We start from the raw sequence: 25,628 nt of genomic DNA on the forward strand, positions 1-25,628 counted from the left end.
CGCAGAACCTGTCTTATTGAATTTTTGGTTGTTCCAGCGTGAAGAACGAAGAGTTCAATGGGACAGGTTCCAGATTAATCAACGATTAGATAGATAAGGAATACCCCCATGTCAGAACGTTTACACAATGACGTGGATCCGATCGAAACTCGCGACTGGCTACAGGCGATCGAATCGGTCATCCGTGAAGAAGGTGTTGAGCGCGCTCAGTATCTGATTGACCAACTCCTTTCTGAAGCCCGTAAAGGCGGAGTGAAGGTTGCTGCAGGCGCTTCCGCCGGCAACTACGTCAACACTATTGCCGTTGAAGATGAGCCGGAATACCCGGGCAATCTGGATCTGGAACGTCGCATTCGTTCTGCGATTCGCTGGAACGCCATCATGACCGTTCTGCGCGCGTCGAAAAAAGATCTCGAACTGGGCGGCCACATGGCGTCCTATCAGTCTTCCGCGACCTTCTACGAAGTCTGCTTCAACCACTTCTTCCGTGCGCGCACTGAGAAAGATGGCGGCGATCTGGTGTACTTCCAGGGTCACATCTCTCCGGGCGTATATGCACGTGCGTTCCTGGAAGGCCGTCTGACCGAAGAGCAGATGGACAACTTCCGCCAGGAAGTTCACGGCAAGGGTCTGTCCTCTTATCCGCACCCGAAACTGATGCCGGAATTCTGGCAGTTCCCGACCGTATCCATGGGTCTGGGGCCGTTGGGCGCTATCTATCAGGCCAAATTCCTGAAATATCTGGAACACCGCGGTCTGAAAGACACCTCCGAACAAACCGTTTACGCCTTCCTGGGCGACGGCGAGATGGATGAGCCGGAATCAAAAGGCGCTATCACCATCGCCACCCGTGAAAAACTGGACAACCTGGTCTTCGTCATCAACTGCAACCTGCAGCGTCTGGACGGCCCGGTCACCGGTAACGGCAAAATCATTAACGAACTGGAAGGCATCTTCGGTGGTGCTGGCTGGAACGTTATCAAGGTTATCTGGGGCGGCCGTTGGGATGAGCTGCTGCGTAAAGACACCAGCGGTAAGCTGATTCAGCTGATGAACGAAACCGTTGACGGCGACTACCAGACCTTCAAATCCAAAGACGGCGCTTACGTTCGTGAGCACTTCTTCGGCAAATATCCGGAAACCGCTGCCCTGGTCGCTGACTGGACTGACGAGCAGATCTGGGCTCTGAACCGCGGTGGTCACGATCCGAAGAAAGTCTACGCTGCATTGAAGAAAGCGCAGGAGACCAAAGGTCAGCCGACCGTGATCCTGGCGCATACCATTAAAGGTTATGGTATGGGCGATACCGCTGAAGGTAAGAACATCGCGCACCAGGTTAAGAAAATGAACATGGACGGTGTTCGCTACGTCCGCGATCGTTTCAATGTGCCGGTGGCGGATGCCGATCTCGAAAAACTGCCGTACGTAACCTTCCCGGAAGGTTCCGAAGAGCACACTTACCTGCACGCTCAGCGTCAGAAGCTGAACGGCTATCTGCCGACTCGTCAGCCGAAGTTCACTGAGAAACTCGAGCTGCCGACCCTGGCCGACTTCAGCGCGCTGCTGGAAGAGCAAAACAAAGAAATCTCTACCACTATCGCTTTCGTTCGCGCCCTGAACGTGATGCTGAAGAACAAGTCGATCAAAGATCGTCTGGTGCCGATCATCGCCGACGAAGCGCGTACCTTCGGTATGGAAGGTCTGTTCCGTCAGATCGGTATTTACAGCCCGAACGGCCAGCAGTATACCCCGCAGGACCGTGAGCAGGTTGCTTACTACAAAGAAGACGAGAAAGGCCAGATTCTGCAGGAAGGGATCAACGAGCTGGGCGCAGGCGCATCCTGGCTGGCTGCTGCGACCTCTTACAGCACCAACAACCTGCCGATGATCCCGTTCTACATCTACTACTCGATGTTCGGCTTCCAGCGTATCGGCGATCTGTGCTGGGCGGCTGGCGATCAGCAGGCTCGCGGCTTCCTGATTGGCGGGACTTCCGGTCGTACTACCCTGAACGGCGAAGGTCTGCAGCACGAAGATGGTCACAGCCACATTCAGTCGCTGACTATCCCGAACTGTATCTCTTACGACCCGGCGTACGCCTATGAAGTGGCTGTCATCATGCATGATGGTCTGGTCCGTATGTACGGCGAAGCGCAAGAGAACGTTTACTACTACATCACTACGCTGAACGAAAACTACCACATGCCGGCCATGCCGGAAGGCGCCGAGGAAGGTATCCGTAAAGGTATCTACAAACTCGAAACCATCGAAGGTAGCAAAGGTAAAGTTCAGCTGCTGGGCTCCGGTTCTATCCTGCGTCACGTGCGTGAAGCAGCGCAGATCCTGGCGAAAGACTACGGCGTGGGTTCCGACGTGTATAGCGTTACCTCCTTCACCGAACTGGCGCGTGATGGCCAGGATTGCGAACGCTGGAACATGCTGCACCCGCTGGAAACCCCGCGCGTGCCGTATATCGCTCAGGTAATGAACGACGCTCCGGCAGTGGCATCCACTGACTATATGAAACTGTTCGCTGAGCAGGTTCGTACTTACGTACCGGCTGATGATTACCGCGTACTGGGTACCGATGGCTTCGGTCGTTCCGACAGCCGTGAAAACCTGCGTCACCACTTCGAAGTCGATGCTTCCTATGTGGTCGTAGCAGCGCTGGGCGAACTGGCTAAACGTGGTGAAATCGATAAGAAAGTGGTGGCTGACGCTATCGCGAAATTCGACATCGATGCAGAAAAAGTTAACCCGCGTCTGGCGTAAGAGGTAAAAGAATAATGGCTATCGAAATCAAAGTACCGGACATCGGGGCTGATGAAGTTGAAATCACCGAGATCCTGGTCAAAGTTGGCGACAAAGTAGAAGCTGAACAGTCGCTGATCACCGTAGAAGGCGACAAAGCCTCTATGGAAGTCCCGTCTCCGCAGGCTGGCGTCGTGAAAGAGATTAAAGTCTCCGTCGGCGACAAAACCGAGACTGGCAAACTGATTATGATTTTCGATTCCGCCGAAGGTGCAGCCGCCGCTGCACCTGCGCAGGAAGAGAAGAAAGAAGCCGCTCCGGCCGCCGCTGCTCCAGCGGCTGCCGCGGCAGCGAAAGAAGTTCACGTCCCGGATATCGGCGGCGATGAAGTCGAAGTCACTGAGATCATGGTTAAAGTGGGCGACACCATCGCCGCTGAGCAATCCCTGATCACCGTAGAAGGCGATAAAGCCTCTATGGAAGTTCCGGCGCCGTTCGCCGGTACCGTCAAAGAGATCAAAATCAATACCGGCGATAAAGTTTCCACCGGCTCCCTGATTATGATCTTCGAAGTGGCGGGCGCTGCGCCTGCAGCCGCTCCGGCACAGGCTGCCGCGCCGGCTGCTGCGGCTCCGGCTGCCGCAGCAGGCGTGAAAGATGTTAACGTCCCGGACATCGGCGGCGACGAAGTTGAAGTCACCGAAGTGATGGTTAAAGTCGGCGATAAAGTCGCGGCAGAACAGTCCCTGATCACCGTAGAGGGCGACAAAGCCTCTATGGAAGTTCCGGCGCCGTTCGCGGGTACCGTTAAAGAGATCAAAATCAGCACCGGCGATAAAGTCAAAACCGGTTCCCTGATCATGGTCTTCGAAGTGGAAGGCGCTGCGCCTGCCGCCGCTCCGGCTCAGGCTGCTGCACCGGCACCAGCTGCTGCCCCGGCTCAGGCCGCTAAGCCTGCCGCTGCGCCGGCTGCGAAAGCAGAAGGTAAAAGCGAATTCGCTGAAAACGATGCCTACGTTCACGCGACCCCGCTGATTCGCCGCCTGGCGCGCGAGTTCGGTGTTAACCTGGCGAAAGTGAAAGGCACCGGCCGTAAAGGTCGTATCCTGCGCGAAGACGTTCAGGCCTACGTGAAAGACGCGGTTAAACGCGCTGAATCCGCACCGGCGGCTGCCGCTGGCGGCGGTATCCCGGGCATGCTGCCGTGGCCGAAGGTTGACTTCAGCAAGTTTGGCGAAGTCGAAGAAGTGGAGCTGGGTCGTATCCAGAAAATCTCTGGTGCCAACCTGAGCCGTAACTGGGTGATGATCCCGCACGTTACCCACTTCGACAAAACCGATATCACCGATCTGGAAGCGTTCCGCAAGCAGCAGAATGCCGAAGCTGAGAAGCGTAAACTGGACGTGAAATTCACTCCAGTGGTCTTCATCATGAAAGCGGTTGCCGCTGCGCTTGAGCAGATGCCGCGCTTCAACAGCTCGCTCTCCGAAGATGGTCAGCGCCTGACGTTGAAGAAATACATCAACATCGGTGTGGCGGTGGATACCCCGAACGGTCTGGTGGTTCCGGTCTTCAAAGACGTGAACAAGAAGAGCATCACCGAGCTGTCTCGTGAACTGACCACCATCTCGAAGAAAGCGCGCGATGGCAAACTGACGGCTGGCGAAATGCAGGGCGGTTGCTTCACCATCTCCAGCATCGGCGGCCTGGGTACCACCCACTTCGCGCCGATTGTTAACGCGCCGGAAGTGGCCATCCTCGGCGTGTCTAAGTCCGCGATGGAGCCGGTATGGAATGGTAAAGAGTTTGTGCCGCGCCTGATGCTGCCGATCTCTCTGTCCTTCGACCACCGCGTCATCGACGGTGCTGATGGTGCCCGCTTCATTACCATCATTAACAACACCCTGAGCGACATTCGCCGCCTGGTGATGTAATCGAAAAAGCCGGCCTGACGGCCGGCTTTTTTCTGATAACCTCAGGCTGTTGGGGATTATCAGCAACAAAGGACAAAATCGTTTGCCGTTTGTTGTTTAAAAATTGTTAACAATTTTGTAAAATACACGCGGATAGAACGTCCCGGTGGACTTGGGCGTAAGAATAATAGCGTCAGACCCGCCGGATATAAATTACAGAGGTCATGATGAGTACTGAAATCAAAACTCAGGTCGTGGTACTTGGGGCAGGCCCCGCAGGTTACTCTGCAGCCTTCCGTTGCGCTGATTTAGGTCTGGAAACCGTCATCGTAGAACGTTACAGCACCCTCGGTGGTGTTTGTCTGAACGTGGGTTGTATCCCTTCTAAAGCGCTGCTGCACGTGGCAAAAGTTATCGAAGAAGCGAAAGCGCTGGCCGAACACGGCATCGTTTTCGGCGAACCGAAAACTGACATTGACAAGATCCGCACCTGGAAAGAAAAAGTCATCACTCAGCTGACCGGTGGTCTGGCTGGCATGGCCAAAGGTCGTAAAGTGAAGGTGGTTAACGGTCTGGGTAAATTTACCGGCGCTAACACCCTAGAAGTGGAAGGCGAAAACGGCAAAACCGTGATCAACTTCGACAACGCCATCATCGCGGCGGGTTCCCGTCCGATTCAGCTGCCGTTTATCCCGCATGAAGATCCGCGCGTATGGGACTCCACCGACGCGCTGGAACTGAAATCTGTACCGAAACGCATGCTGGTGATGGGCGGCGGTATCATCGGTCTGGAAATGGGTACCGTATACCATGCGCTGGGTTCAGAGATTGACGTGGTAGAAATGTTCGACCAGGTTATCCCGGCTGCCGACAAAGACGTGGTGAAAGTCTTCACCAAACGCATCAGCAAGAAATTTAACCTGATGCTGGAAACCAAAGTGACTGCCGTTGAAGCGAAAGAAGACGGTATTTACGTTTCCATGGAAGGTAAAAAAGCACCGGCGGAAGCGCAGCGTTACGACGCAGTGCTGGTCGCTATCGGCCGCGTACCGAACGGTAAAAACCTCGATGCAGGTAAAGCTGGCGTGGAAGTTGACGATCGCGGCTTCATCCGCGTTGACAAACAAATGCGCACCAACGTGCCGCACATCTTTGCTATCGGCGATATCGTCGGTCAGCCGATGCTGGCGCACAAAGGTGTCCATGAAGGCCACGTTGCCGCAGAAGTTATCTCCGGTCTGAAACACTACTTCGATCCGAAAGTGATCCCATCCATCGCCTACACTGAACCAGAAGTGGCATGGGTCGGTCTGACCGAGAAAGAAGCGAAAGAGAAAGGCATCAGCTACGAAACCGCCACCTTCCCGTGGGCTGCTTCCGGCCGTGCTATCGCTTCTGACTGCGCAGATGGTATGACCAAACTGATCTTCGACAAAGAGACCCACCGTGTTATCGGCGGCGCGATTGTCGGCACCAACGGCGGCGAGCTGCTGGGTGAGATCGGCCTGGCTATCGAGATGGGCTGTGACGCTGAAGACATCGCCCTGACCATCCACGCTCACCCGACTCTGCACGAGTCCGTTGGCCTGGCGGCGGAAGTGTTCGAAGGCAGCATCACCGACCTGCCAAACGCCAAAGCGAAGAAAAAGTAACTTTTTCTTTCAGGAAAAAAGCATAAGCGGCTCCGGGAGCCGCTTTTTTTATGCCTGATGTTTAGAACTATGTCACTGTTCATAAACCGCTACACCTCATACATACTTTGAAAATAGTCACTCAGTAAACTTATAGGTAGTTAATGATATCGATGAGGTGTGAGATGAAACGCTTTTTAACCACAGCGCTGGTCGCTGCAACGTTTTTTACCGGTGTGGCTTGCGCCGCTGACGCCAACATTCCCTGGGCGGACAACAGCGGCGGTACGGAAACGACCCACATTGCGGCGATGGGCCAGGATCTGAATGCCCAGCATCAGCAGGTGACGAAGACCAATGAAGGGGTATGGGCGGCGAATTCCGGTAGCATCAGCGCTGACGAAGCGGCATTATCCAGCACAAAACCAGCCTTTGCCGGCGATCCTTCTCTGATGCCTCACCAGGGCTAAGTGAATGAAAACGCCCGGTTGCGTGAGTGCAACCGGGCGTTTTTTTTAAGGTTCTGCCACCTGCCAGCCGGCGTCAGCGTCGGGGGTAAAGCGCGTTATCTCCTGTGCCTTTGCGGCGCTCTCTTCACCGAGATTGGCCTGATAGACCCTATCCTGCTGATCGATCATAAAGCTCATCACGCCGGTTTCACCCCAGGCTATCGGCCAGGCCAGCAAGGCGACGCTCTGGTCATCGCGCCCGGTGATAATTCGAAAGCGATAGCCATGGTAGCCGCTACCGGGCACCGTCGGGCTAAAGGCCGGACCGAGCGGGCTTGGCGCTTCGCCCGGCGAAGTTGGCCAGTACAAGCCATCTTTTTTGCCTTCGCTACTGATGATTTTCTGCGCCCAGCGGTGGTTCAGATGATAATAATCCTGCTGGGCATCAACATAGGCATGCATGGCGGCGATCGCCGACAGCTCATTGCGGCCGATGGCGCGGGTGAGGATCTCCTCTTCGCCAGCGGCCATATCAAAGCGCCATCCCTCAGACGTTTTTACGATAGGCACGGGCAGACGCCATGCCTCGCTACCGACATCGAGCCAGGCTTTGCCACCCTGCTGGATGATGACATGTTTCACCTGCCAGTCGCGTTGAAAGCGATCGACGGCGGCAGGGTCGATCCCGTCCGTGGGTAAAAACTGCTGCCAGTTATCGCCGAGTACTTCGCTCAGCGCGGCTTCATTAGGCTGGCTGATCGCTTCGGCCAGCGCAGTTGCGGCCTGTTCCGGCGTGGCAAACTGCTGTTGGGCGAAGGCGGCAAGCGGCGACAGCATTAACGTAAACAGGGCAACGGATAATGAGTTTCTCATTCTGCTCATCCTTAGCGGCGACGCAGTTCATGGTGTTCGGAAAGACGTTCTCTGGCGCCCTCGCGTAACTCGCGGTTTACGCCGGAAAACTGGCGGCTCTGCAGTCCTCGTTCCTGCTGCGCTTGCCAGGAGGGGGCGCGGCTTTCGTTGCCGCTAAGGGCGTTGGCGCGCAGATGGCTGAGCGTCTGCTGACGCTGGGCTGGCGTGGCGGACTGGAACTGCTGCCGGCGCTGCTGCTGCTGAGGTGTGCGGTTCTGCTCGTGGCTCCTGGCGGCTTCTCGACGCTGCTGTTGCTGCGGCGTGGGGGTTTTCAGCTGCGTTTTTGCCGCCTCGCGACGCTGCTGTTGGGTCGGCGTGCTGTCGTAACCGCGGTAATTACTGCGTTGGGTGGCTTGCTTCAGCTGCGCCGAGGCCGCCTGACGCTGGGCGTCGCGTGAGGCGTTGTTTGCCGCCAGATTGCCCGCTGTGGCCGTCGGTACGTTATGCTGCAGCTGGGTCATCGCTGCCTGGCGCTGCGCTTCGCGATCGACTGGCGCATGTTGGGTCGCGCTCAGTCCGCCGGAAACGTTGGTCTGATGGAAGCGCTGAGCTACCGTATTATTGGGATACGGTGTGTGTCCGCGATAGGCAGGATTGTGCTGCCAGTTAACGTGGTTTCCCGGCAGGTTTTCTCCTGTTATATGATTGAAATTATTTACATTAATATTGATGTTATCGCCATTATGCGAGTAATCGCCGTGGTGGTAGTCGTCATCGTGATGGTGATGGTCATCATCATCCCAGTCGATACTGCTGAACAGCGCCCAGGTGGTGGCCACGCCGAGGCTGTACCCGAAGCCTTTGACGAAGCTATCGGTAAACTGCTCCCCGGGAGGGGGCGGCAGATAGACCGGCGGATAGGCGCTGTTCGGCCAGGTACCATAGACGGTGGAGGGGTTATAGCTGGGAACATAGACCACCTGTGGATTGGTCGGCTCTATTTTAATGACCTGCGTGGGCGCAGGCGCCGCTGTGTGGGCGGTTGCGGTTGCTGCCGTGCTGCTGCTGGCTGAAACCGGTGCGGCAGGGGTGACAATCACTTTCTGCTGCGGTGTGGATTTCAGCGTCCCGGTCTGTTGGGCAATGGCGCGCAGGCGCTGCACTGAATCCATCACATCATGCGGCTGGGCCAAAAACGCATTGCCAAGATTTTCCACCCAGGGCGGATTCTCGCCCATCATCGCCAGCAGGGCAGGGAAAGCGACAAGAGATTTGACGCTAGGGTCCCACGGCTGGCTGGCAACCGCCTGCACGGCCGCATCCCCTTTCATCGCGGGGTTATCCTGGGACCACTGGACCGCCTGCAGGACGTTGTCGGGATAAGTGGAGGCCATCAACACCTGCGACAGCAGGCTGTCCGGGTAGAGCGCGATAGGGGCGACCCACTGATCAATTTGCGCCTGGGTGTAAGTGGCGGCCACCGGCTGTGTCGTCGACGCTGCGGGCGCTGGCGCTTGCTGCGCAGGCGGTTCAGCGATCGTCGCTGGGGTTCGGCTTTGCACATAGAGTGTTCCTGCCGCCGCGAGTAAGCCAGCGCTACAGAGCAGGGCGATAATATGGGGTTTGAACGGCAGTGACATGGAAACTCCTGACCCAAAAAGTAACCCATCTCGCTAAAGTATCTGCGAAAACGGCGCGTTTGCTGAGTATAAGTAAGCGGTATGGCTTTTTATTGATTATTGTTGGGATCGGCCCGTGGCGTTGTACGCGGAAAGGAATTTTTGTCGTGGGATTTGAACAGAAAGCCTGCAATATCCTGCCCTTAACGATTCAGCTAAATTTTAATGTTGCTTTTTTGTAAACAGATTAACACCTTTCAAAAATCCTGCTATGCTGCCGACGCGGTATCGGGCATTTACCCTACAAACTGCTGTCTCACAGGAGCGTGAAGAAAATCGCCCAGCCACTAAATCCTTCAAGATGCGTCACGCGGCAAGCTAAGCCAGGACAGAGGCAGATTGATTGAAGACGTGTAGGCCGCATTATGACAATGAGAGCGAGGAGAACCGTCGTGCTAGAAGAATACCGTAAGCACGTAGCTGAGCGTGCCGCCATGGGGATTGTTGCCAAACCCTTAGATGCAACCCAAATGGCCGCGCTGGTAGAACTGCTGAAAAACCCGCCTGCGGGCGAAGAAGAATTCCTGTTAGACCTGCTGATTAACCGTGTACCGCCGGGCGTCGACGAAGCCGCCTATGTTAAAGCTGGATTCCTTGCCGCGATCGCCAAAGGCGAAGCGACCTCCCCCCTGGTTACCCCTGAAAAAGCCGTTGAACTGCTGGGCACCATGCAGGGCGGTTACAATATCCATCCGCTGATCGATGCGCTGGACGACGCGAAACTGGCGCCGATTGCCGCGAAAGCGCTCTCCCATACCCTGCTGATGTTCGATAACTTCTACGACGTGGAAGAGAAAGCCAAAGCGGGTAACGAGCATGCTAAACAGGTTATGCAATCCTGGGCTGACGCCGAGTGGTTCCTGAACCGTCCGCAGCTGGCAGAGAAAATCACTGTTACCGTCTTCAAGGTCACCGGCGAAACGAACACCGATGATCTCTCTCCGGCGCCGGATGCGTGGTCGCGCCCGGATATCCCGCTGCATGCGCTGGCAATGCTCAAAAACCCCCGCGAAGGCATTGAGCCGGATCAGCCGGGCGTGGTTGGCCCAATCAAACAGATCGAAGCCCTGCAGCAGAAAGGCTACCCGCTGGCCTACGTCGGCGACGTGGTCGGGACCGGTTCTTCACGTAAATCCGCCACCAACTCGGTGCTGTGGTTTATGGGCGACGATATCCCGAACGTGCCGAACAAGCGCGGCGGCGGCCTGTGTCTGGGCGGTAAAATCGCGCCAATTTTCTTTAACACCATGGAAGATGCGGGCGCGCTGCCTATCGAAGTTGATGTGTCTAACCTGAACATGGGCGACGTAATCGACGTTTACCCGTTCAAAGGCGAAGTGCGTAACCACGAGACCAACGAACTGCTGGCCAGCTTCGAGCTGAAAACCGATGTGCTGATCGACGAAGTGCGCGCCGGCGGCCGTATTCCGCTGATCATCGGTCGCGGTCTGACCACCAAAGCGCGTGAAGCGATGGGCCTGCCGCACAGCGATGTCTTCCGTCAGGCGAAAGACGTGGCGGAAAGCACCCGCGGCTTCTCGCTGGCGCAGAAAATGGTTGGCCGCGCCTGCGGCGTTGCCGGTATCCGTCCGGGCGCTTATTGCGAACCGAAAATGACCTCCGTCGGTTCTCAGGACACCACCGGTCCAATGACCCGTGATGAGCTGAAAGACCTGGCGTGCCTGGGCTTCTCTGCAGACCTGGTGATGCAGTCCTTCTGCCACACCGCGGCCTACCCGAAGCCGGTTGACGTTACCACGCACCACACTCTGCCGGACTTCATCATGAACCGCGGCGGTGTTTCTCTGCGTCCGGGCGATGGCGTGATTCACTCCTGGCTGAACCGCATGCTGCTGCCGGATACCGTGGGTACCGGCGGTGACTCCCACACCCGTTTCCCAATCGGCATCTCCTTCCCGGCAGGCTCTGGTCTGGTGGCCTTCGCCGCCGCGACCGGCGTGATGCCGCTGGATATGCCGGAATCGGTGCTGGTGCGTTTCAAAGGTAAAATGCAGCCGGGGATCACCCTGCGTGACCTGGTCCACGCCATCCCGCTGTACGCCATCAAGCAGGGCCTGCTGACCGTGGAGAAGAAAGGTAAGAAAAACATCTTCTCTGGTCGCATCCTCGAGATCGAAGGTCTGCCGGATCTGAAAGTCGAGCAGGCGTTCGAGTTGACCGATGCCTCGGCGGAGCGTTCTGCCGCCGGCTGCACCATCAAGCTGAATAAAGAGCCGATCGTTGAGTATCTGAACTCCAACATCGTTCTGCTGAAGTGGATGATCGCCGAAGGCTACGGCGACCGCCGTACCCTGGAGCGTCGTATCCAGGGCATGGAAAAATGGCTGGCGGATCCGCAGCTGCTGGAAGCCGATGCTGACGCGGAATACGCGGCAGTGATCGACATCGATCTGGCGGATATTAAAGAGCCGATTCTGTGCGCGCCGAACGATCCGGACGATGCCCGCCTGCTGTCTGATGTGCAGGGCGAGAAGATCGACGAAGTGTTCATCGGCTCCTGCATGACCAACATCGGCCACTTCCGTGCCGCCGGTAAGCTGCTGGATAGCCACAAAGGCCAACTGCCGACTCGCCTGTGGGTGGCGCCGCCAACCCGTATGGATGCCGCGCAGCTGACCGAAGAAGGCTACTATAGCGTGTTTGGTAAGAGCGGGGCGCGTATCGAAATCCCTGGCTGTTCCCTGTGTATGGGTAACCAGGCGCGCGTGGCCGACGGCGCGACGGTGGTTTCCACCTCTACCCGTAACTTCCCGAACCGTTTAGGTACCGGCGCTAACGTCTATCTCGCCTCTGCCGAACTGGCAGCGGTGGCTTCGCTGCTCGGCAAACTGCCGACGCCGGAAGAGTACCAGACCTTCGTGGCGCAGGTGGATAAGACGGCGGAAGATACCTACCGTTATCTGAACTTCAACCAGCTGGATCAGTACACTGAAAAAGCTGACGGCGTGATCTTCCAGACCGCGGTGTAAACCATTCGGTCAGCCCGGCTGACCGTTTGGCGATAAACTCTCCAATGCCCGGTGAACATTGCATCATCGGGCATTTTTATTTCCAAACCTCCTGCCTGCTACGCTTTTTTTCTTTCTGTCTGCTGCGATAATTACTGCATGGGTACAGTGCAGCGGTGACGCATTGCCCTTGCAGAGGAAAAGACTATGGATTACGAATTTCTGCGCGATATTACCGGAGTGGTAAAGGTGCGAATGTCGATGGATCACGAGGCGATCGGCCACTGGTTCAACGAGGAGGTGAAAGGCAATCTTGCTCTGCTGGACGAAGTGGAGCAGGCTGCGCGCACCGTGAAGGGCAGCGAGCGTTCCTGGCAGCGTGCCGGGCATGAATATACGCTGTGGCTGGATGGCGAAGAGGTGATGATCCGCGCCAATCAGCTGGAGTTTTCCGGCGACGAAATCGAGGAGGGGATGAGCTACTACGACGAAGAAAGTCTCTCTCTGTGCGGTGTTGAGGATTTCCTGCAGGTGGTCGCCGCCTATCGTGAGTTTATGCAGCAGCGTTAATGACGCCTTTTATGTCGGGTGGCGCAGAACTACAGGCCCGGCAAGCAAAAGCGCCGCCGGGCATTTCATAGATTACACGGCAGGAATATTGCGGCCGTAGTAAATCTCGCGCATCTCTTTCCATAGCAGGTCGGTAATGACCTTGCGCTCTTCGGCAGTCAACTCTTCCGGTCGGGTATGGAACATGTAGTGCTTAAGGTCGAACTCCTTGAGCAACATTTTGGTATGGAAGATATTTTCCTGATAAACGTTGACGTCGACCATGTCATACAACGACTTCATATCGTCGGACATAAAGTTCTGAATCGAATTGATTTCATGATCGATAAAATGCTTCATCCCATTGATATCGCGGGTAAAGCCGCGCACACGGTAGTCAATGGTCACAATGTCCGATTCCAGCTGGTGAATCAGATAGTTCAGCGCTTTAAGCGGGGAAATGACGCCGCACGTTGAAACTTCGATATCGGCGCGGAAGGTGCACAGGCCGCCCTCCGGATGGCTCTCCGGGTAGGTATGCACGCAGATATGGCTCTTATCGAGATGGGCGACCACGGTTTCCGGTAGCGGGCCAGGATGTTCGGTCTGGTCAATCAGCTTGGGATCGACAGGCTCTTCGCTGACCAGAATGGTCACGCTGGCGCCCTGGGGTTCATAATCCTGACGGGCGATATTCAGGATATTGGCGCCAATAATAGAACAGGTTTCTGTCAGGATCTCCGTCAGGCGATTGGCATTATAGAGTTCGTCGATATAGGCGATGTAGCCGTCGCGCTCTTCTGCCGTTTTGGCGTAACAGATATCGTAGATACAAAAACTCAGGCTTTTGGTCAGGTTGTTAAAGCCGTGCAGCTTCAATTTTTTCAATTTAGTTCACCCCCTTATTTCGCGTCACGGTGCGGACAGAGCATCATGCAGATATTGTGGTAAGGCGAAGGCCGCCGTATGGATTGCCGGATTGTAGTAACGGCAGGTCAGGTTGGCTTTGTGAAAGCGCGCCTGAATGATTTCGCTGGAGAGATGGCGCAGCGCCTCATTGTCGCTCGCCCAGGCAAAGGTCATGATCCCGCCGTAATAGGTTGGAATTGCCGCCTGGTAGAAGCTGACGTCGCGAAAATAGTGGCTTAGCTTGCGATGGCTGCCTACCGCTTCATCCTGTTGCAGGAAGCAGACGCCATTCTGGGCAACAAAGATCCCACCCGGGTTCAGGCAGCGTTTGCAGCCTTCATAAAAAGCCGAGGTGAACAGGCTTTCTCCCGGGCCGATAGGATCGGTACAGTCCGAAATGATCACGTCAAACGTTTGCGTCGTCTGATTAACAAAATTGACGCCATCATCAATCACCAGCGTAAAGCGCGGATCGTCATAGGCGCCGGCGTTATGGTTCGGCAGGTACTGGCGGCAGAATGAAACTACCCCGGCGTCGATTTCCACCATGGTGATGGTTTCGATGCTACGGTGACGAGAGACTTCGCGCAGCATCGCGCCATCGCCGCCGCCAATGATCAACACATGCTTCGCGTTGCCGTGAGCCAGCAGCGGCACATGGGTCATCATTTCGTGATAGATGAACTCGTCGCGTTCGGTGGTTTGTACGACGCCATCCAGCGCCATCACCCGGCCAAAGGCGCGGTTATCAAAGATGATCAGATCCTGATGATCGGTTTTTTCGTGGTACAGCACGTTATCAACGCTAAAATACTGACCAAAATGGTCATGCAGCGTTTCATGCCACAGTGGATTATCGGCCACGATAAGGCTCCTCCTTCGTTAACATCTGTTACACCCGTAAAACGAGTGCAACATCATAGACAACTATAGATGAGGATGCACGGCGGTTATTGCAGCAATGAGGCAGGAATAACAGCCACCGCCCCGGAAGGGCGGTGGAGAGGATGAGGCTATTTTGCCGGCTCGGGTTGGCTATCTACTATCCGCACGGAATAAACCATGGTGGCGCCTGGCGGAATTTTTGGCGGTAATCCTTTACTGCCATAGGCCTTTTCAGGCGGGACGACGAGCGTCACGGAGCCGTGGTTCTGTAGACGCTTCAGCGGTTCGCGAAACACCGGGGGATAGGCATCCAGCTTTTGCGTAAGCGCCTGATCTTTCGCTTCCATATCGTTGATCACCGTCCCGTCCGTCAGCATCTCTTTGATCACCACGGTAACCAGGTCGTTACCGCTTATTTTTCCTTTACCCGGGTAATCGACGCGGCTGTAGACGCCCTCTTTAAAGACCACATCTTTTTTGCGCGCAAACGCCTGCTGATATTTCTTGCCGGCACTGATGTTTTTCTGCTCTATTTTATTCAGGTTCTGAAAAACCTGCTGCGACACATCAAACAGCGCCTTGTTACGTTCCTGCTCTCCGAGACGAAGCTGGCCGCGAAAGGCATCTTCGATGCCCTGCAGCACCAGGCCTGCGTCGACGGTAACTCCCTGAGTGCGACGGGTGGTAAGGACGTTGAGCGCCTCGCTTCCCATCGAGGCGCCGATCGCATAAGCCTGCTGTTCTCCCGATGCGCTGAGTTTGGCGGCGGCGCTCTCGCCGCTGCGCGTTTTGGACTGTACAGAAAGCTGCGTTCTCAGCAGTTCGATTTCATCTTCTTTCATCCGTAGCTGGGCGTTGTCTTTATCCGCCTGCAGGCGATAGGCTGCCACTATGGCCGCCATCTCTGGTGGCTCATTTTTTGGCGCAGCGGCGTCGTTAGCGGGGCCATGCGGCGCTTTATCCGCGGCGGCCAGCCGGGTGGACAGAGATTGTTTATCGGCGTTAAGGGCTTTGACCTGATCGAGGGCAGCCTGCTGCGTCTTTTCCGCAGCGGCGAGGCGAATAGTCAGCGACTGCTTATCGGCGTTAAGGGCTTTAACCTGCTCGAGGACGGCCTGTTTCTCTTTTTCCGCGGCGGCCAGCCGGGTCGCCAGCGGCTGTTTGTCAGCGTTAAGCGCTTTAGCCTGGTCAAGAGCGGCCTGCTGCGCCTTCTCCGCAGCGGCGAGGCGAATAGTCAGCGACTGCTTATCGGCGTTAAGGGCCTTAACCTGCTCGAGGACGGCCTGTTTCTCTTTTTCCGTTGCGGCCAGTTGGGTCATTAGCGCGTGTTTATCTTTATTAAGCGTGGTAAAGCTGGCGCTGAGGCGTTTATTTTCAGCTTCGGCTTGCTGAATCTGCGTCGTTAATTGCTGGATCTGCTGACGCGCCGCGGCCTTGCTTTGCTGTAGATTATTATTCTGCACAACGCCTGCTTTTTTTATTAATGCCTCTTTTTCTGCAGTAGCGGCGCTTAAGGCGACCTGTAATTCATTAATTCTCTTATTCAACGCCGCTTGCTCATTCGCTCCGGCAGTATCCGTTTGCGGCGTAGCGGCAAGCTGTTTTTTTAATTGCTGTATAAGCTTATCTTTTTGTGCAATCGCCGCCTGCTGGCTGGTGATTCTTTTTTGTAATTGTGAGGTGTTGGTATCGGTTTTTTTATTATCTGCGCTCTGGCGGCTTTCTTGTGTTTGTTTTGCGCTTGCGGCATCGTTTTTTTCTTGCGCCTGAGATTGCTGGGTTTGCTGTTGGGCGTAATCAAGAAAGGCCGGCGCGGCGCCGGCGGTGAAGGGGGTTGAAAGCGCCAGCGCAGCGACGAGCATCAGCAGGGGCGCGTTGAGGGTCAGCGTGGCGGCTCTGTTCATGGCTGTTTGCTTTCACCACGCTGTACCAGGCTATCGATCAGCGTTTTCTGGATATCGGCGCACAGTTTGATGGATTTAAACTGATACATGGAGTCAATGCCAAGCCGGGTAGGATCCGCCACTTTCTCGCGCACGCTATTGTATTGTGACGCCGCGCGCACTAAAGCGTTAAAGTCATTGCTGAGTTTAGTGGCTTGCTGTGGGTTAACCTCTTTTAGCGAATCCAGCGCCTGGCGACAGGATTCAATGCGCGCTTGTTCGCTGGCCGCCCGCTCCTGCTCTGCCTGCTGCTGTGTCGTCAGCGGCGTGGCGATCGGTTTAACCGGCTGGCGGGAAGAGGTATTGCTACAGCCGGCTACTAACAGCGCGGCGAGAGGGATAACACGAAGAGTCAGCGAGATATTCACAATTTCAGTCCATGAAGTAGGTATATTTTTACCGGATTCTAGAAGGGTGCTTTTTATTTTGCAATATATGAATAATGATATTTTATTAGTTTTTTAGTCATTCTTCATTATTATGGGTTTACTTTATTTGGCAAATTGATAGGTTCGTAATTAAATAAGGTTTGTTTATATACAATAATAAATATAAATATTTAAAGGGGGAATTGAAATGCTAAAGGCGCGGAGCGTTGCCGCCCGCGCAGGGAATTATTTAACGTAAGCCAGCAGGCTGAGCGAATCGCGGGCCAGCGCTTTACATTTTTTCGCCGTCGGAATGTTAATGCCGCTAAGATCGCGATAGCTGTCTTCGCCAAGCGCTTTCATGTTGTAGCTGTCATAGTTGCTCAGGTCCCACTGGTTCTGTTGGGCAAAGAACACCAGCGCGCGACGGATCTGCGTGTTGGGCAGGTTCTGGTAGCCACAGTCGTTTTTCAGAAACACAAAAACCGCGGTTAAATCAGCCATATCTTCCGCTTCGGATTCGCTGAGCGCGTAGCTGTTGGCGGAGAGAGCAAGCAGGCTGCCGAGTACCATTGTTCTGAAAAGCGTCTTCATTTTTTCTACCATTAGATCACCGACGCTTCAAATTAGCATACTTCTTTACACAGCGCCGATCTTTATTCTTACTCTTCTGCTTGACCTTCCCGTTACGGTAGGGTTTAAGCTCAAATATTCGCCCGCAGAATAAAAGGATGTGAATATGCAACGTCGAGACTTCCTCAAACTGACCGCCGCGGTCGGCATGGCCAGCGCATTGCCGTTATGGAGCCGGGCGGTCTTTGCCGCCAGTCGCCCGGCTCTGCCGATACCGTCGCTGTTAGCCGCCGATGCGCGCAACCGCATCGCGCTCAGGATCCAGGCGGGCAAAACGCGGTTTGGCGCCCTGAATGCCACTACCTGGGGCTACAACGGGTCGCTGCTGGGCCCTGCGCTGCAGTTGACGCAGGGGAAGACCGTCACGGTGGATATTACTAACCAGCTGGCGGAAGAGACCACGCTGCACTGGCATGGTCTGGAGGTACCGGGCGAGGTCGACGGGGGGCCACAGGGGGTTATCGCGCCGGGCGCCACCCGCACGGTAAGCTTCACGCCAACGCAGCGGGCGGCGACCTGCTGGTTTCATCCGCATCAGCATGGGAGCACCGGCCGGCAGGTGGCGATGGGGCTGGCCGGCCTGGTGCTGATCGAGGATGAAGAGAACGGGCGCCTGCTGCTGCCTAAGCAGTGGGGAATCGATGATGTGCCGGTGATCGTCCAGGATAAGAAGTTCACCGCCGCCGGCGAGATCGACTATCAGCTGGATGTGATGAGCGCCGCCGTCGGCTGGTTTGGCGATACGCTACTGACCAATGGGGCCCTCTATCCCGAACATGCCGCGCCGCGCGGCTGGCTGCGCCTGCGCTTGCTGAACGGCTGTAATGCCCGTTCCCTCAATTTTGCCACCAGCGATAAGCGCCCGCTGTACGTAGTGGCCAGCGATGGCGGTCTGTTGGCCGAGCCGGTCAAGGTCGATGAATTGCCGGTCTTGATGGGGGAACGCTTTGAGGTGCTGGTGGACACCAGCGACGGTAAACCTTTCGATCTGGTGACTCTGCCGGTGAGCCAGATGGGCATGGCGATTGCGCCTTTTGATAAACCACAGCCGGTACTGCGCGTCCAGCCGCTGGTCATTCCCGCCTCCGGCAAGCTGCTGGATACTCTGGCCGCTCTCCCGGCGTTACCGTCCCTGACGGGGCTGACGCAGCGTCAGCTCCAGCTGTCTATGGATCCGATGCTCGACCGGATGGGCATGCAGGCGCTGATGGAGAAGTATGGCGACCAGGCGATGGCCGGAATGGATCACGGCATGATGGGGCATGGCGACATGAGCGACATGGGGAATATGCATCACGGCGACATGAGCATGAACCACGGATCCGGCATGGAGCATGGCATGTCGTCAGGCAAGGGCTTTGATTTCCATAACGCCAACCGCATCAACGGCAAAGCCTTCGACATGAATGAGCCGATGTTTGCCGCCGCCAGAGGCCAGTATGAGCGCTGGGTGATTTCTGGTAAGGGCGACATGATGTTGCATCCGTTCCATATCCACGGCACCCAGTTCCGTATCCTCAGCGAAAACGGCAAGCCGCCAGCGGCGCATCGTCGCGGCTGGAAAGACACCGTTCGTGTGGAAGGGGACGTGAGTGAAGTATTAGTGAAGTTTGATCATCCGGCGCCGAAGGAGTTTGCCTATATGGCCCACTGCCACCTGCTGGAACATGAAGACACCGGGATGATGTTGGGGTTCACGGTTTAAGTCTCTGCGACCTGCTGCGATCCCCAACGGGAAGAAGGACGGAACACCAAAAAAAACGGCAACTTTCGTTGCCGTTTTGCGTTTTATTTGGCGTCATCCGGGAGCGCATAGGCGACAATATAATCGCCCATTTTGGTACCGAACGAGCCGTGACCGCCGGCAGAGATGACAACATACTGTTTGCCATTCACTTCGTAGGTCATCGGAGTCGCCTGACCGCCGGCTGGCAGACGGGCTTCCCACAGCTTCTCGCCGTTGCTCATATTGTACGCGCGCAGGTAGTTATCTGCAGTCGCGCCGATGAACAGGACGTTACCGGCCGTGGAGATTGGACCGCCCAGCATCGGCATCCCCATGGTAAACGGCAGTTTAACCGGCATCGGGAACGGCAGGCTGTCCTGCGGAGTACCGATACGTTTTTTCCATACCACTTCGTTGGTTTTCAGATCCAGGGCGGAGATATACCCCCAGGCCGGCTGTTTGCACGGCAGGCCGAACGGCGACAGGAACGGGTTCAGCGTTACGCCGTACGGGACGCCGTACTGCGGCTGCACGCCGGACTCGGTACCAGAGCCTTTCGCATCTTTCGGCGGCTCCATCGGATTGCCTGGCCCGCGCGGGATCAGTTTTGAGACGAAAGGCAGCGCCATCGGGTTGGCGATAGCCACCTGACGGTTCGGATCGACGGAGATACCGCCCCATTCAAACATCCCCAGGTTACCCGGGAACACCAGCGTGCCCTGCTCAGACGGCGGGGTGAAGATACCTTCATAGCGCAGCTGGTGGAAGATCACGCGGCACACCAACTGGTCGAACATAGTGGCGCCCCACATGTCCGCGCCGGTCAGATCTTTCTTCGGACGGAAGCTCAGATCGGAGAAGGGCTGGGTTTTGGTAACGTAATCACCTTTGGCAGCGCCCTGCGGTACTGGTTTTTCCGGCGCCGGGACCACCAGCTCGCCGTTACGACGATCCAGCACGAAGATGTTGCCGGTTTTCGCCGGGGCATAGATGACCGGTACGGTTTTGCCGTTGACCTCAATATCAGCCAGCGTCGGCTGGGAAGGCATGTCCATATCCCACAGATCGTGATGGACGGTCTGATAGCTCCAGGCCAGCTTACCGGTGGTGGCGTTCAGTGCCACAATCGAGCTGGCATAACGCTCTTGCTCCGGCGTACGGTTGCCGCCCCAGATGTCCGGAGTGGTCACGCCCATCGGCAGATAGACCAGATCCAGCTTAGCGTCGTAGGCGGCAGGCGCCCATGAGTTCGGCGAGTTGAGCGTGAAGTGATGTTCATCGCTCGGGATGGCGTTCGGATCTTTCGCACCCGGATCGAAGGCCCACAGCAGTTTACCGGTATTCACATCAAAGCCGCGGATCACGCCTGACGGCTCGCGGGTAGAGAAGTTATCGGTGACCGCGCCGGCAATCACGATGGTTTTATCGGTGATGATCGGCGGTGAAGTGGGTTCATACATGCCCGGCGTGGTGACCGGCATGTTGGTCTGCAGATTGAGAATACCTTTATTAGCAAAGGTTTCGCACAGCTTACCGTTGTCGGCGTTTACCGCGAACAGGCGACCATCGTTCACCGGCAGGATAATGCGGCGCGGACAGTCGGCGACGACGTCGGCAGGGGCGTTATCCTCTTTCGCTTCGTGATAAGAAACACCGCGGCAGGTGACGTGCTGGAACGACGGATCGGCGTTCAGCTGCGGGTCAAAATGCCACTTCTCTTTACCGGTGGCGGCGTCCAGCGCAAACAGGCGCTGGTGAGCGGTACACAGGAAGAGCGTATCGCCGACTTTAATCGGCGTCACTTCGTTAGTGATTTCACCCGGATCGTTCGGCTGTTTCAGGTCGCCAGTGCGGAACACCCAGGCTTCCTTCAGGTTCTTCACGTTATCGGCGTTAATCTGCTTCAGCGGGGAGAAGCGCTGGCCTTCCTGGTTACGGCCATAGGCCGGCCAGTCGCCGTCGGCGACGGTGGAAATCGGTGCGGCCGGCGTAGCGTCGGCGCTCAGGGTGCCGTTGACTTCCTGCGGGTCGTTAAAACCAGCCCAGGTCAGCATGCCGCCGCTGATCAGCAGGGCGACGACCAGCGCGCCAACGGCGCCAGCGGAAGGCACCGGCAGACGACGCCAGACAAAGGGCAGGATCAGCCAGATGCCAAAGAAGACGAGGATATCGCTACGCGGCGTCAACGCCCAGAAGTCGAAACCAACTTCCCAGACGCCCCAGATCATGGTCGCCAGCAGCAGCGCGGCGTACAGCCACAGCGCAGCGCGCTTGCCGCGGAACAGCATTACGGTCACGCCCAGCATCACCAGCCCGGCGATAGGGTAGTACCAGGAGCCGCCAAGCACGACCAGCCATGCCCCGCCGATTAATAGATAGAGGCCGCAGAACGCTGCAAATAGCGCAGTCAGCGTCACCAGGAGCCTTGATTGTTGAGACTTTGTTTCAGCCATAAAAAGTTACTCATGTGTTTGTTAAATTTTTTAACTGCAATTAATTATAGGATTTAACAAGTGTGATCGGAATCACAAATATGGCTTTATTAATCCCTGCACCGAAGATTTCTTTTTGCTGGTATACTGGATGGCTTGCCGGTCATCGTCGGGGCGAAAGCAGCGGCTTTGATGATTTATATTTAGAATCAAATGGTTAGTATTATGAAACATACTGTAGAAGTGATGATCCCGGAATCCGAGATCAAAGCGCGTATCGCGGAACTGGGTCGTCAAATCAACGAACATTATCAGAACAGCGGCAGCGAAATGGTGCTGGTGGGGCTGCTGCGCGGCTCGTTTATGTTCATGGCCGACCTGTGCCGTGAAGTGCAGGTGCCGCATGAAGTCGATTTTATGACCGCCTCCAGCTACGGCAGCGGCATGTCCACCACTCGTGATGTGAAAATCCTTAAAGATCTGGATGAAGACATCCGTGGTAAAGACGTTCTGATCGTGGAAGACATCATCGACTCCGGCAATACCCTGTCTAAAGTTCGCGAAATCCTCAGCCTGCGCGAGCCGAAATCGCTGGCCATTTGTACGCTACTTGATAAACCCAGCCGCCGCGAAGTGAACGTCCCGGTTGAATACGTCGGTTTCGCGATTCCGGATGAGTTCGTGGTGGGTTACGGTATCGACTATGCTCAGCGCTACCGCCATCTGCCGTATATCGGCAAAGTCACCCTGCTGGACGAGTAAGGGGATATCCCACTCTGGACAGCGCGCGCCGCGCTCTCCAGGGTGGCGAAGTCTGAAGGCTATCTGTGGTTGATGTGCTTGATCTTGAGGTTGGAGATCCCGTGGCGATAGCGCTGTTCGAGGGTTTCCCTGCTCACAGCGGTGACATCCAGATCGCGCAGCAGTCCGTCGTGAATCCCGTAAGCCCAGCCGTGGATGGTCACCTTCTGTCCGCGCTTCCACGCGGATTGCATAATCGTCGAATGTCCCAGATTGTACACCTGTTCCATCACGTTCAGTTCACAAAGGGTATCCAGACGGCGCTCCTCTGGCATTTCACCGAGCAGCGAGCTGTGCTTAAACCAGATATCGCGGATATGCAGCAGCCAGTTGTCGATAAGCCCCAGCTCCGGGTTCTCCACCGCCGCCTGCACGCCGCCGCAGCCGTAGTGGCCGCAGATAATAATGTGCTCGACTTCCAGGACATCGACGGCATACTGCACCACCGACAGACAATTGAGATCGGTGTGGATCACCAGGTTCGCTACGTTACGATGCACGAACAGTTCGCCAGGCTCCAGGCCGGTGAGTCGCTCAGCGGGAACGCGGCTGTCCGAACAGCCAATCCACAGGAAGCGCGGTTTCTGCGTCTGCGACAGTTTCTCAAAAAAGCCGGGGTCCTCTTCCACCAGCATTTTTGACCATAGTGCATTGTTGCTGATGAGTGTATCTATATCATTCATGGACGTTATCGGCCTGTAACCAAGTAAGTGCGTTGCGCTAATATAGGGTAAGCTCACCTTTTTTAAAACCATCTTAACCCGTGATACTTCAGGCTGCAGATGCGTTGGCGGCGTCAGCGCCGGTCCAGTGCAAACGTGAGTCAGGCGGGTTAATGACGTGTCACGACACGAGAAGAGATATTTAATGACCATTGCTCTGGAATTAAAACAGCTCAAAAAAACCTATCCCGGCGGGGTTCAGGCGCTGCGGGGGATCGACCTGCAGGTCGAAGCGGGGGATTTTTATGCCCTGCTGGGCCCGAACGGGGCCGGAAAATCCACGACCATCGGCATCATCAGCTCGCTGGTGAACAAAACCTCTGGTCAGGTCAATGTCTTTGGCTACGATCTGGAGAAAGACGTCGTCAATGCCAAGCGCCAGCTTGGCCTGGTGCCGCAGGAGTTTAACTTCAACCCGTTCGAAACCGTGCAGCAGATCGTCGTTAACCAGGCGGGCTACTACGGAGTTGAGCGTAAAGAAGCCCTTTCCCGCAGTGAAAAGTATTTAAAACAGCTCGACCTGTGGGAAAAACGCAACGAACGCGCGAGGATGCTCTCCGGCGGGATGAAGCGTCGCCTGATGATCGCCCGCGCGTTGATGCATGAGCCGAAGCTGCTGATCCTCGACGAACCGACCGCCGGCGTCGATATTGAACTGCGTCGCTCTATGTGGGGCTTTCTCAAGGATCTCAACGATCGCGGAACCACCATTATCCTGACCACCCACTATCTCGAAGAGGCCGAAATGCTATGTCGCAACATCGGCATCATCCAGCACGGCGAGCTGGTGGAAAACACCTCGATGAAAGCGCTGCTGTCGAAGCTGAAGTCAGAGACCTTTATTCTTGACCTCGCGCCAAAAAGCCCGGTGCCGAAGCTCGAAGGCTACCAGTACCAGCTGGTCGATACCTCGACGCTGGAAGTGGAGGTTCTGCGTGAGCAGGGAATTAACAGCGTCTTCGCGCAGCTGAGCGCCCAGGGGGTGCAGGTACTGAGTATGCGTAACAAAGCCAACCGTCTGGAAGAGCTGTTTGTCACGCTGGTGCATGAGCGAAAAGGAGAATCAGCATGATGCAGCTTTATTGGGTCGCGCTGAAAAGCATCTGGACCAAAGAGATCCACCGTTTTATGCGCATCTGGGTACAGACGCTGGTGCCGCCGGTGATCACCATGACCCTGTATTTCGTGATCTTTGGCAACCTGATCGGCTCGCGCATTGGTGAGATGCATGGTTTTACCTATATGCAGTTTATCGTCCCGGGCCTGATCATGATGGCGGTGATCACTAACGCTTACGCCAACGTCGCCTCATCCTTCTTCAGCGCCAAGTTTCAGCGCAATATTGAAGAGCTGCTGGTGGCGCCAGTGCCGACGCATGTGATTATCGCCGGCTACGTGGGCGGCGGGGTAGCGCGAGGACTGTGCGTAGGTATCCTGGTGACCGCGGTGTCGCTATTCTTTGTGCCGTTCCAGGTTCACTCCTGGCTGTTTGTCGCCCTGACGCTGCTCCTCACCGCGGTGCTGTTCTCGCTGGCCGGGCTGCTGAACGCGGTGTTTGCCAAGACCTTCGATGACATTAGCCTGATCCCGACCTTTGTGCTGACGCCGCTGACCTATCTCGGCGGGGTGTTCTACTCGCTGACCCTGCTGCCGCCGTTCTGGCAGGGGCTGTCGCATCTGAACCCCATCGTCTACATGATCAGCGGTTTTCGCTTCGGCTTCCTCGGTATCAACGACGTCCCGCTGGCGACCACCTTCGCCGTGCTGGTGGTGTTCATTGTCGCCTTCTATCTGCTGTGCTGGTCGTTAATTCAGCGCGGTCGCGGCCTGCGTAGCTGATACTCATCATGGTTAGCGCTTCCTGAAGTAAATATGCGAAGCGCTAACCGCTTATCTTTGACTCCCATCACCGATACGTCATCTTCACCTTGCTACATTATTCGCTGGCTAAGGAGGGAAGCATGCTCGGATGGGTCATTACCTGTCACGATGAGCTGGCGCAGGAGATGCTGGATCGTCTTGAACAAAAGTTTGGTCCGCTGGCCCAGTGCCGGGCGGTCAATTACTGGCGCAATCTCAGCAGCAATATGTTGAGCCGGATGATGTGCGATGCGCTGCATGCCACCGACTCCGGGGACGGGGTCATTTTTCTCACTGACAAAACCGGTGCGGCGCCTTATCGGGCCGCGGCGCTGATGAGTCACAAACATACCCACTGCGAAGTGATCTCCGGCGTCAGCTATCCACTCCTTGAGCGAATGTATCTCCTGCGAGGCACGTTAAGCAGCGTGGCGTTTCGCCAGGCGATCGTCAGCGCGGGCGGGCCGATGGTGAGCAGCCTGTGGCATCAGCAGCAGAAGAACCCCCCGTTCCGGTTGCGCCATGATGCCTGGGGAAATTAAGCAGCGGGACAGAT

General features: G+C 56.1%; 21 protein-coding genes. 12 read left to right on the forward strand and 9 right to left on the reverse strand.

What is annotated here, in order from left to right; genetic code table 11:
* Positions 1 to 108: 108 nt before the first annotated feature.
* From aceE to KHQ28_RS18280, 4 genes are all read left to right on the forward strand, one after another.
* Positions 109 to 2,772, forward strand: coding sequence for a pyruvate dehydrogenase (acetyl-transferring), homodimeric type (aceE, locus tag KHQ28_RS18265; protein WP_002888700.1), 2,664 nt, complete (start codon positions 109 to 111; stop codon positions 2,770 to 2,772).
* A gap of 14 nt (positions 2,773 to 2,786) precedes the next feature.
* Entirely contained in the window at positions 2,787 to 4,685 is a 1,899-nt protein-coding gene (gene aceF / locus KHQ28_RS18270) for a pyruvate dehydrogenase complex dihydrolipoyllysine-residue acetyltransferase (protein WP_004147092.1), read from the forward strand.
* A gap of 206 nt (positions 4,686 to 4,891) precedes the next feature.
* Positions 4,892 to 6,316 carry a dihydrolipoyl dehydrogenase gene (gene lpdA, locus KHQ28_RS18275; protein ID WP_002888731.1) on the forward strand — a complete coding sequence of 475 codons (1,425 nt, stop codon included), beginning with the start codon at positions 4,892 to 4,894 and terminating at the stop codon, positions 6,314 to 6,316.
* 164 nt (positions 6,317 to 6,480) lie between these two features.
* A complete protein-coding gene (locus KHQ28_RS18280; RefSeq protein WP_002888732.1) occupies positions 6,481 to 6,765 on the forward strand; it encodes a hypothetical protein in 285 nt (94 codons plus the stop codon).
* A gap of 45 nt (positions 6,766 to 6,810) precedes the next feature.
* Here the strand turns inward: KHQ28_RS18280 and KHQ28_RS18285 are convergent, their stop codons facing one another.
* On the reverse strand, positions 6,811 to 7,617 hold the full coding sequence (locus KHQ28_RS18285) for a DUF2950 family protein (RefSeq protein WP_032419395.1): 807 nt from the start codon (positions 7,615 to 7,617) through the stop codon (positions 6,811 to 6,813).
* An 11-nt stretch (positions 7,618 to 7,628) separates the two neighbouring features.
* A complete protein-coding gene (locus tag KHQ28_RS18290) occupies positions 7,629 to 9,236 on the reverse strand; it encodes a DUF3300 domain-containing protein (RefSeq protein ID WP_032419394.1) in 1,608 nt (535 codons plus the stop codon).
* Positions 9,237 to 9,667: 431 nt separating this feature from the next.
* Here KHQ28_RS18290 and acnB point away from each other — a divergent pair, with 431 nt between their 5' ends.
* Both acnB and yacL read left to right on the forward strand, forming a co-directional pair.
* A complete protein-coding gene (gene acnB, locus KHQ28_RS18295) occupies positions 9,668 to 12,265 on the forward strand; it encodes a bifunctional aconitate hydratase 2/2-methylisocitrate dehydratase (RefSeq protein ID WP_032419393.1) in 2,598 nt (865 codons plus the stop codon).
* A gap of 186 nt (positions 12,266 to 12,451) precedes the next feature.
* A complete protein-coding gene (gene yacL / locus KHQ28_RS18300) occupies positions 12,452 to 12,814 on the forward strand; it encodes a protein YacL (RefSeq protein WP_002888737.1) in 363 nt (120 codons plus the stop codon).
* Between the two features lie 72 nt (positions 12,815 to 12,886).
* Here yacL and speD read toward each other — a convergent pair whose 3' ends face one another.
* From speD to KHQ28_RS18325, 5 genes are all read right to left on the reverse strand, one after another.
* Complete coding sequence (gene speD / locus KHQ28_RS18305; RefSeq protein WP_002888739.1) at positions 12,887 to 13,681, reverse strand: adenosylmethionine decarboxylase; 795 nt, start codon at positions 13,679 to 13,681, stop codon at positions 12,887 to 12,889.
* 24 nt (positions 13,682 to 13,705) lie between these two features.
* Positions 13,706 to 14,566 (reverse strand): polyamine aminopropyltransferase, encoded by an 861-nt coding sequence (gene speE / locus KHQ28_RS18310; protein WP_002888741.1) that lies wholly within the window; start codon positions 14,564 to 14,566, stop codon positions 13,706 to 13,708.
* Positions 14,567 to 14,715: 149 nt separating this feature from the next.
* Positions 14,716 to 15,906: an FKBP-type peptidyl-prolyl cis-trans isomerase gene (locus KHQ28_RS18315; protein WP_154236284.1), complete on the reverse strand. Its 1,191-nt coding sequence runs from the start codon at positions 15,904 to 15,906 to the stop codon at positions 14,716 to 14,718.
* Between the two features lie 581 nt (positions 15,907 to 16,487).
* Positions 16,488 to 16,898: a hypothetical protein gene (locus KHQ28_RS18320; RefSeq protein ID WP_002888804.1), complete on the reverse strand. Its 411-nt coding sequence runs from the start codon at positions 16,896 to 16,898 to the stop codon at positions 16,488 to 16,490.
* 246 nt (positions 16,899 to 17,144) lie between these two features.
* Positions 17,145 to 17,492 carry a YacC family pilotin-like protein gene (locus tag KHQ28_RS18325; protein ID WP_002888808.1) on the reverse strand — a complete coding sequence of 116 codons (348 nt, stop codon included), beginning with the start codon at positions 17,490 to 17,492 and terminating at the stop codon, positions 17,145 to 17,147.
* Between the two features lie 145 nt (positions 17,493 to 17,637).
* Here KHQ28_RS18325 and cueO point away from each other — a divergent pair, with 145 nt between their 5' ends.
* A complete protein-coding gene (gene cueO, locus KHQ28_RS18330; RefSeq protein ID WP_032419391.1) occupies positions 17,638 to 19,236 on the forward strand; it encodes a multicopper oxidase CueO in 1,599 nt (532 codons plus the stop codon).
* A gap of 83 nt (positions 19,237 to 19,319) precedes the next feature.
* Here the strand turns inward: cueO and KHQ28_RS18335 are convergent, their stop codons facing one another.
* A complete protein-coding gene (locus KHQ28_RS18335; RefSeq protein WP_032419390.1) occupies positions 19,320 to 21,710 on the reverse strand; it encodes a glucose/quinate/shikimate family membrane-bound PQQ-dependent dehydrogenase in 2,391 nt (796 codons plus the stop codon).
* 80 nt (positions 21,711 to 21,790) lie between these two features.
* Here KHQ28_RS18335 and KHQ28_RS18340 point away from each other — a divergent pair, with 80 nt between their 5' ends.
* Together KHQ28_RS18340 and hpt are read left to right on the forward strand one after the other, a co-directional pair.
* Positions 21,791 to 21,910, forward strand: a complete 120-nt coding sequence (locus tag KHQ28_RS18340) for a hypothetical protein (protein ID WP_012542835.1) — start codon at positions 21,791 to 21,793, stop codon at positions 21,908 to 21,910.
* Between the two features lie 4 nt (positions 21,911 to 21,914).
* Positions 21,915 to 22,451: a hypoxanthine phosphoribosyltransferase gene (gene hpt, locus KHQ28_RS18345; protein WP_002888819.1), complete on the forward strand. Its 537-nt coding sequence runs from the start codon at positions 21,915 to 21,917 to the stop codon at positions 22,449 to 22,451.
* 59 nt (positions 22,452 to 22,510) lie between these two features.
* Here the strand turns inward: hpt and can are convergent, their stop codons facing one another.
* Positions 22,511 to 23,173: a carbonate dehydratase gene (gene can / locus KHQ28_RS18350; RefSeq protein WP_002888821.1), complete on the reverse strand. Its 663-nt coding sequence runs from the start codon at positions 23,171 to 23,173 to the stop codon at positions 22,511 to 22,513.
* 184 nt (positions 23,174 to 23,357) lie between these two features.
* Between can and KHQ28_RS18355 the strand changes: the two genes are divergently transcribed.
* The 3 genes from KHQ28_RS18355 (at position 23,358) to KHQ28_RS18365 (ending at position 25,614) form a co-directional block, all read left to right on the forward strand.
* Complete coding sequence (locus tag KHQ28_RS18355; protein WP_002888823.1) at positions 23,358 to 24,284, forward strand: ABC transporter ATP-binding protein; 927 nt, start codon at positions 23,358 to 23,360, stop codon at positions 24,282 to 24,284.
* On the forward strand, positions 24,281 to 25,051 hold the full coding sequence (locus KHQ28_RS18360; RefSeq protein WP_002888827.1) for an ABC transporter permease: 771 nt from the start codon (positions 24,281 to 24,283) through the stop codon (positions 25,049 to 25,051). Before KHQ28_RS18355 ends, KHQ28_RS18360 begins: the two co-directional genes overlap by 4 nt.
* A gap of 122 nt (positions 25,052 to 25,173) precedes the next feature.
* Positions 25,174 to 25,614: a PTS sugar transporter subunit IIA gene (locus KHQ28_RS18365; protein ID WP_004177394.1), complete on the forward strand. Its 441-nt coding sequence runs from the start codon at positions 25,174 to 25,176 to the stop codon at positions 25,612 to 25,614.
* The last annotated feature ends 14 nt before the right edge of the window (positions 25,615 to 25,628 follow it).

Origin of the sequence: Klebsiella sp. 28, assembly GCF_018223905.1 — a bacterium.
Lineage (GTDB): Bacteria > Pseudomonadota > Gammaproteobacteria > Enterobacterales > Enterobacteriaceae > Klebsiella > Klebsiella pneumoniae.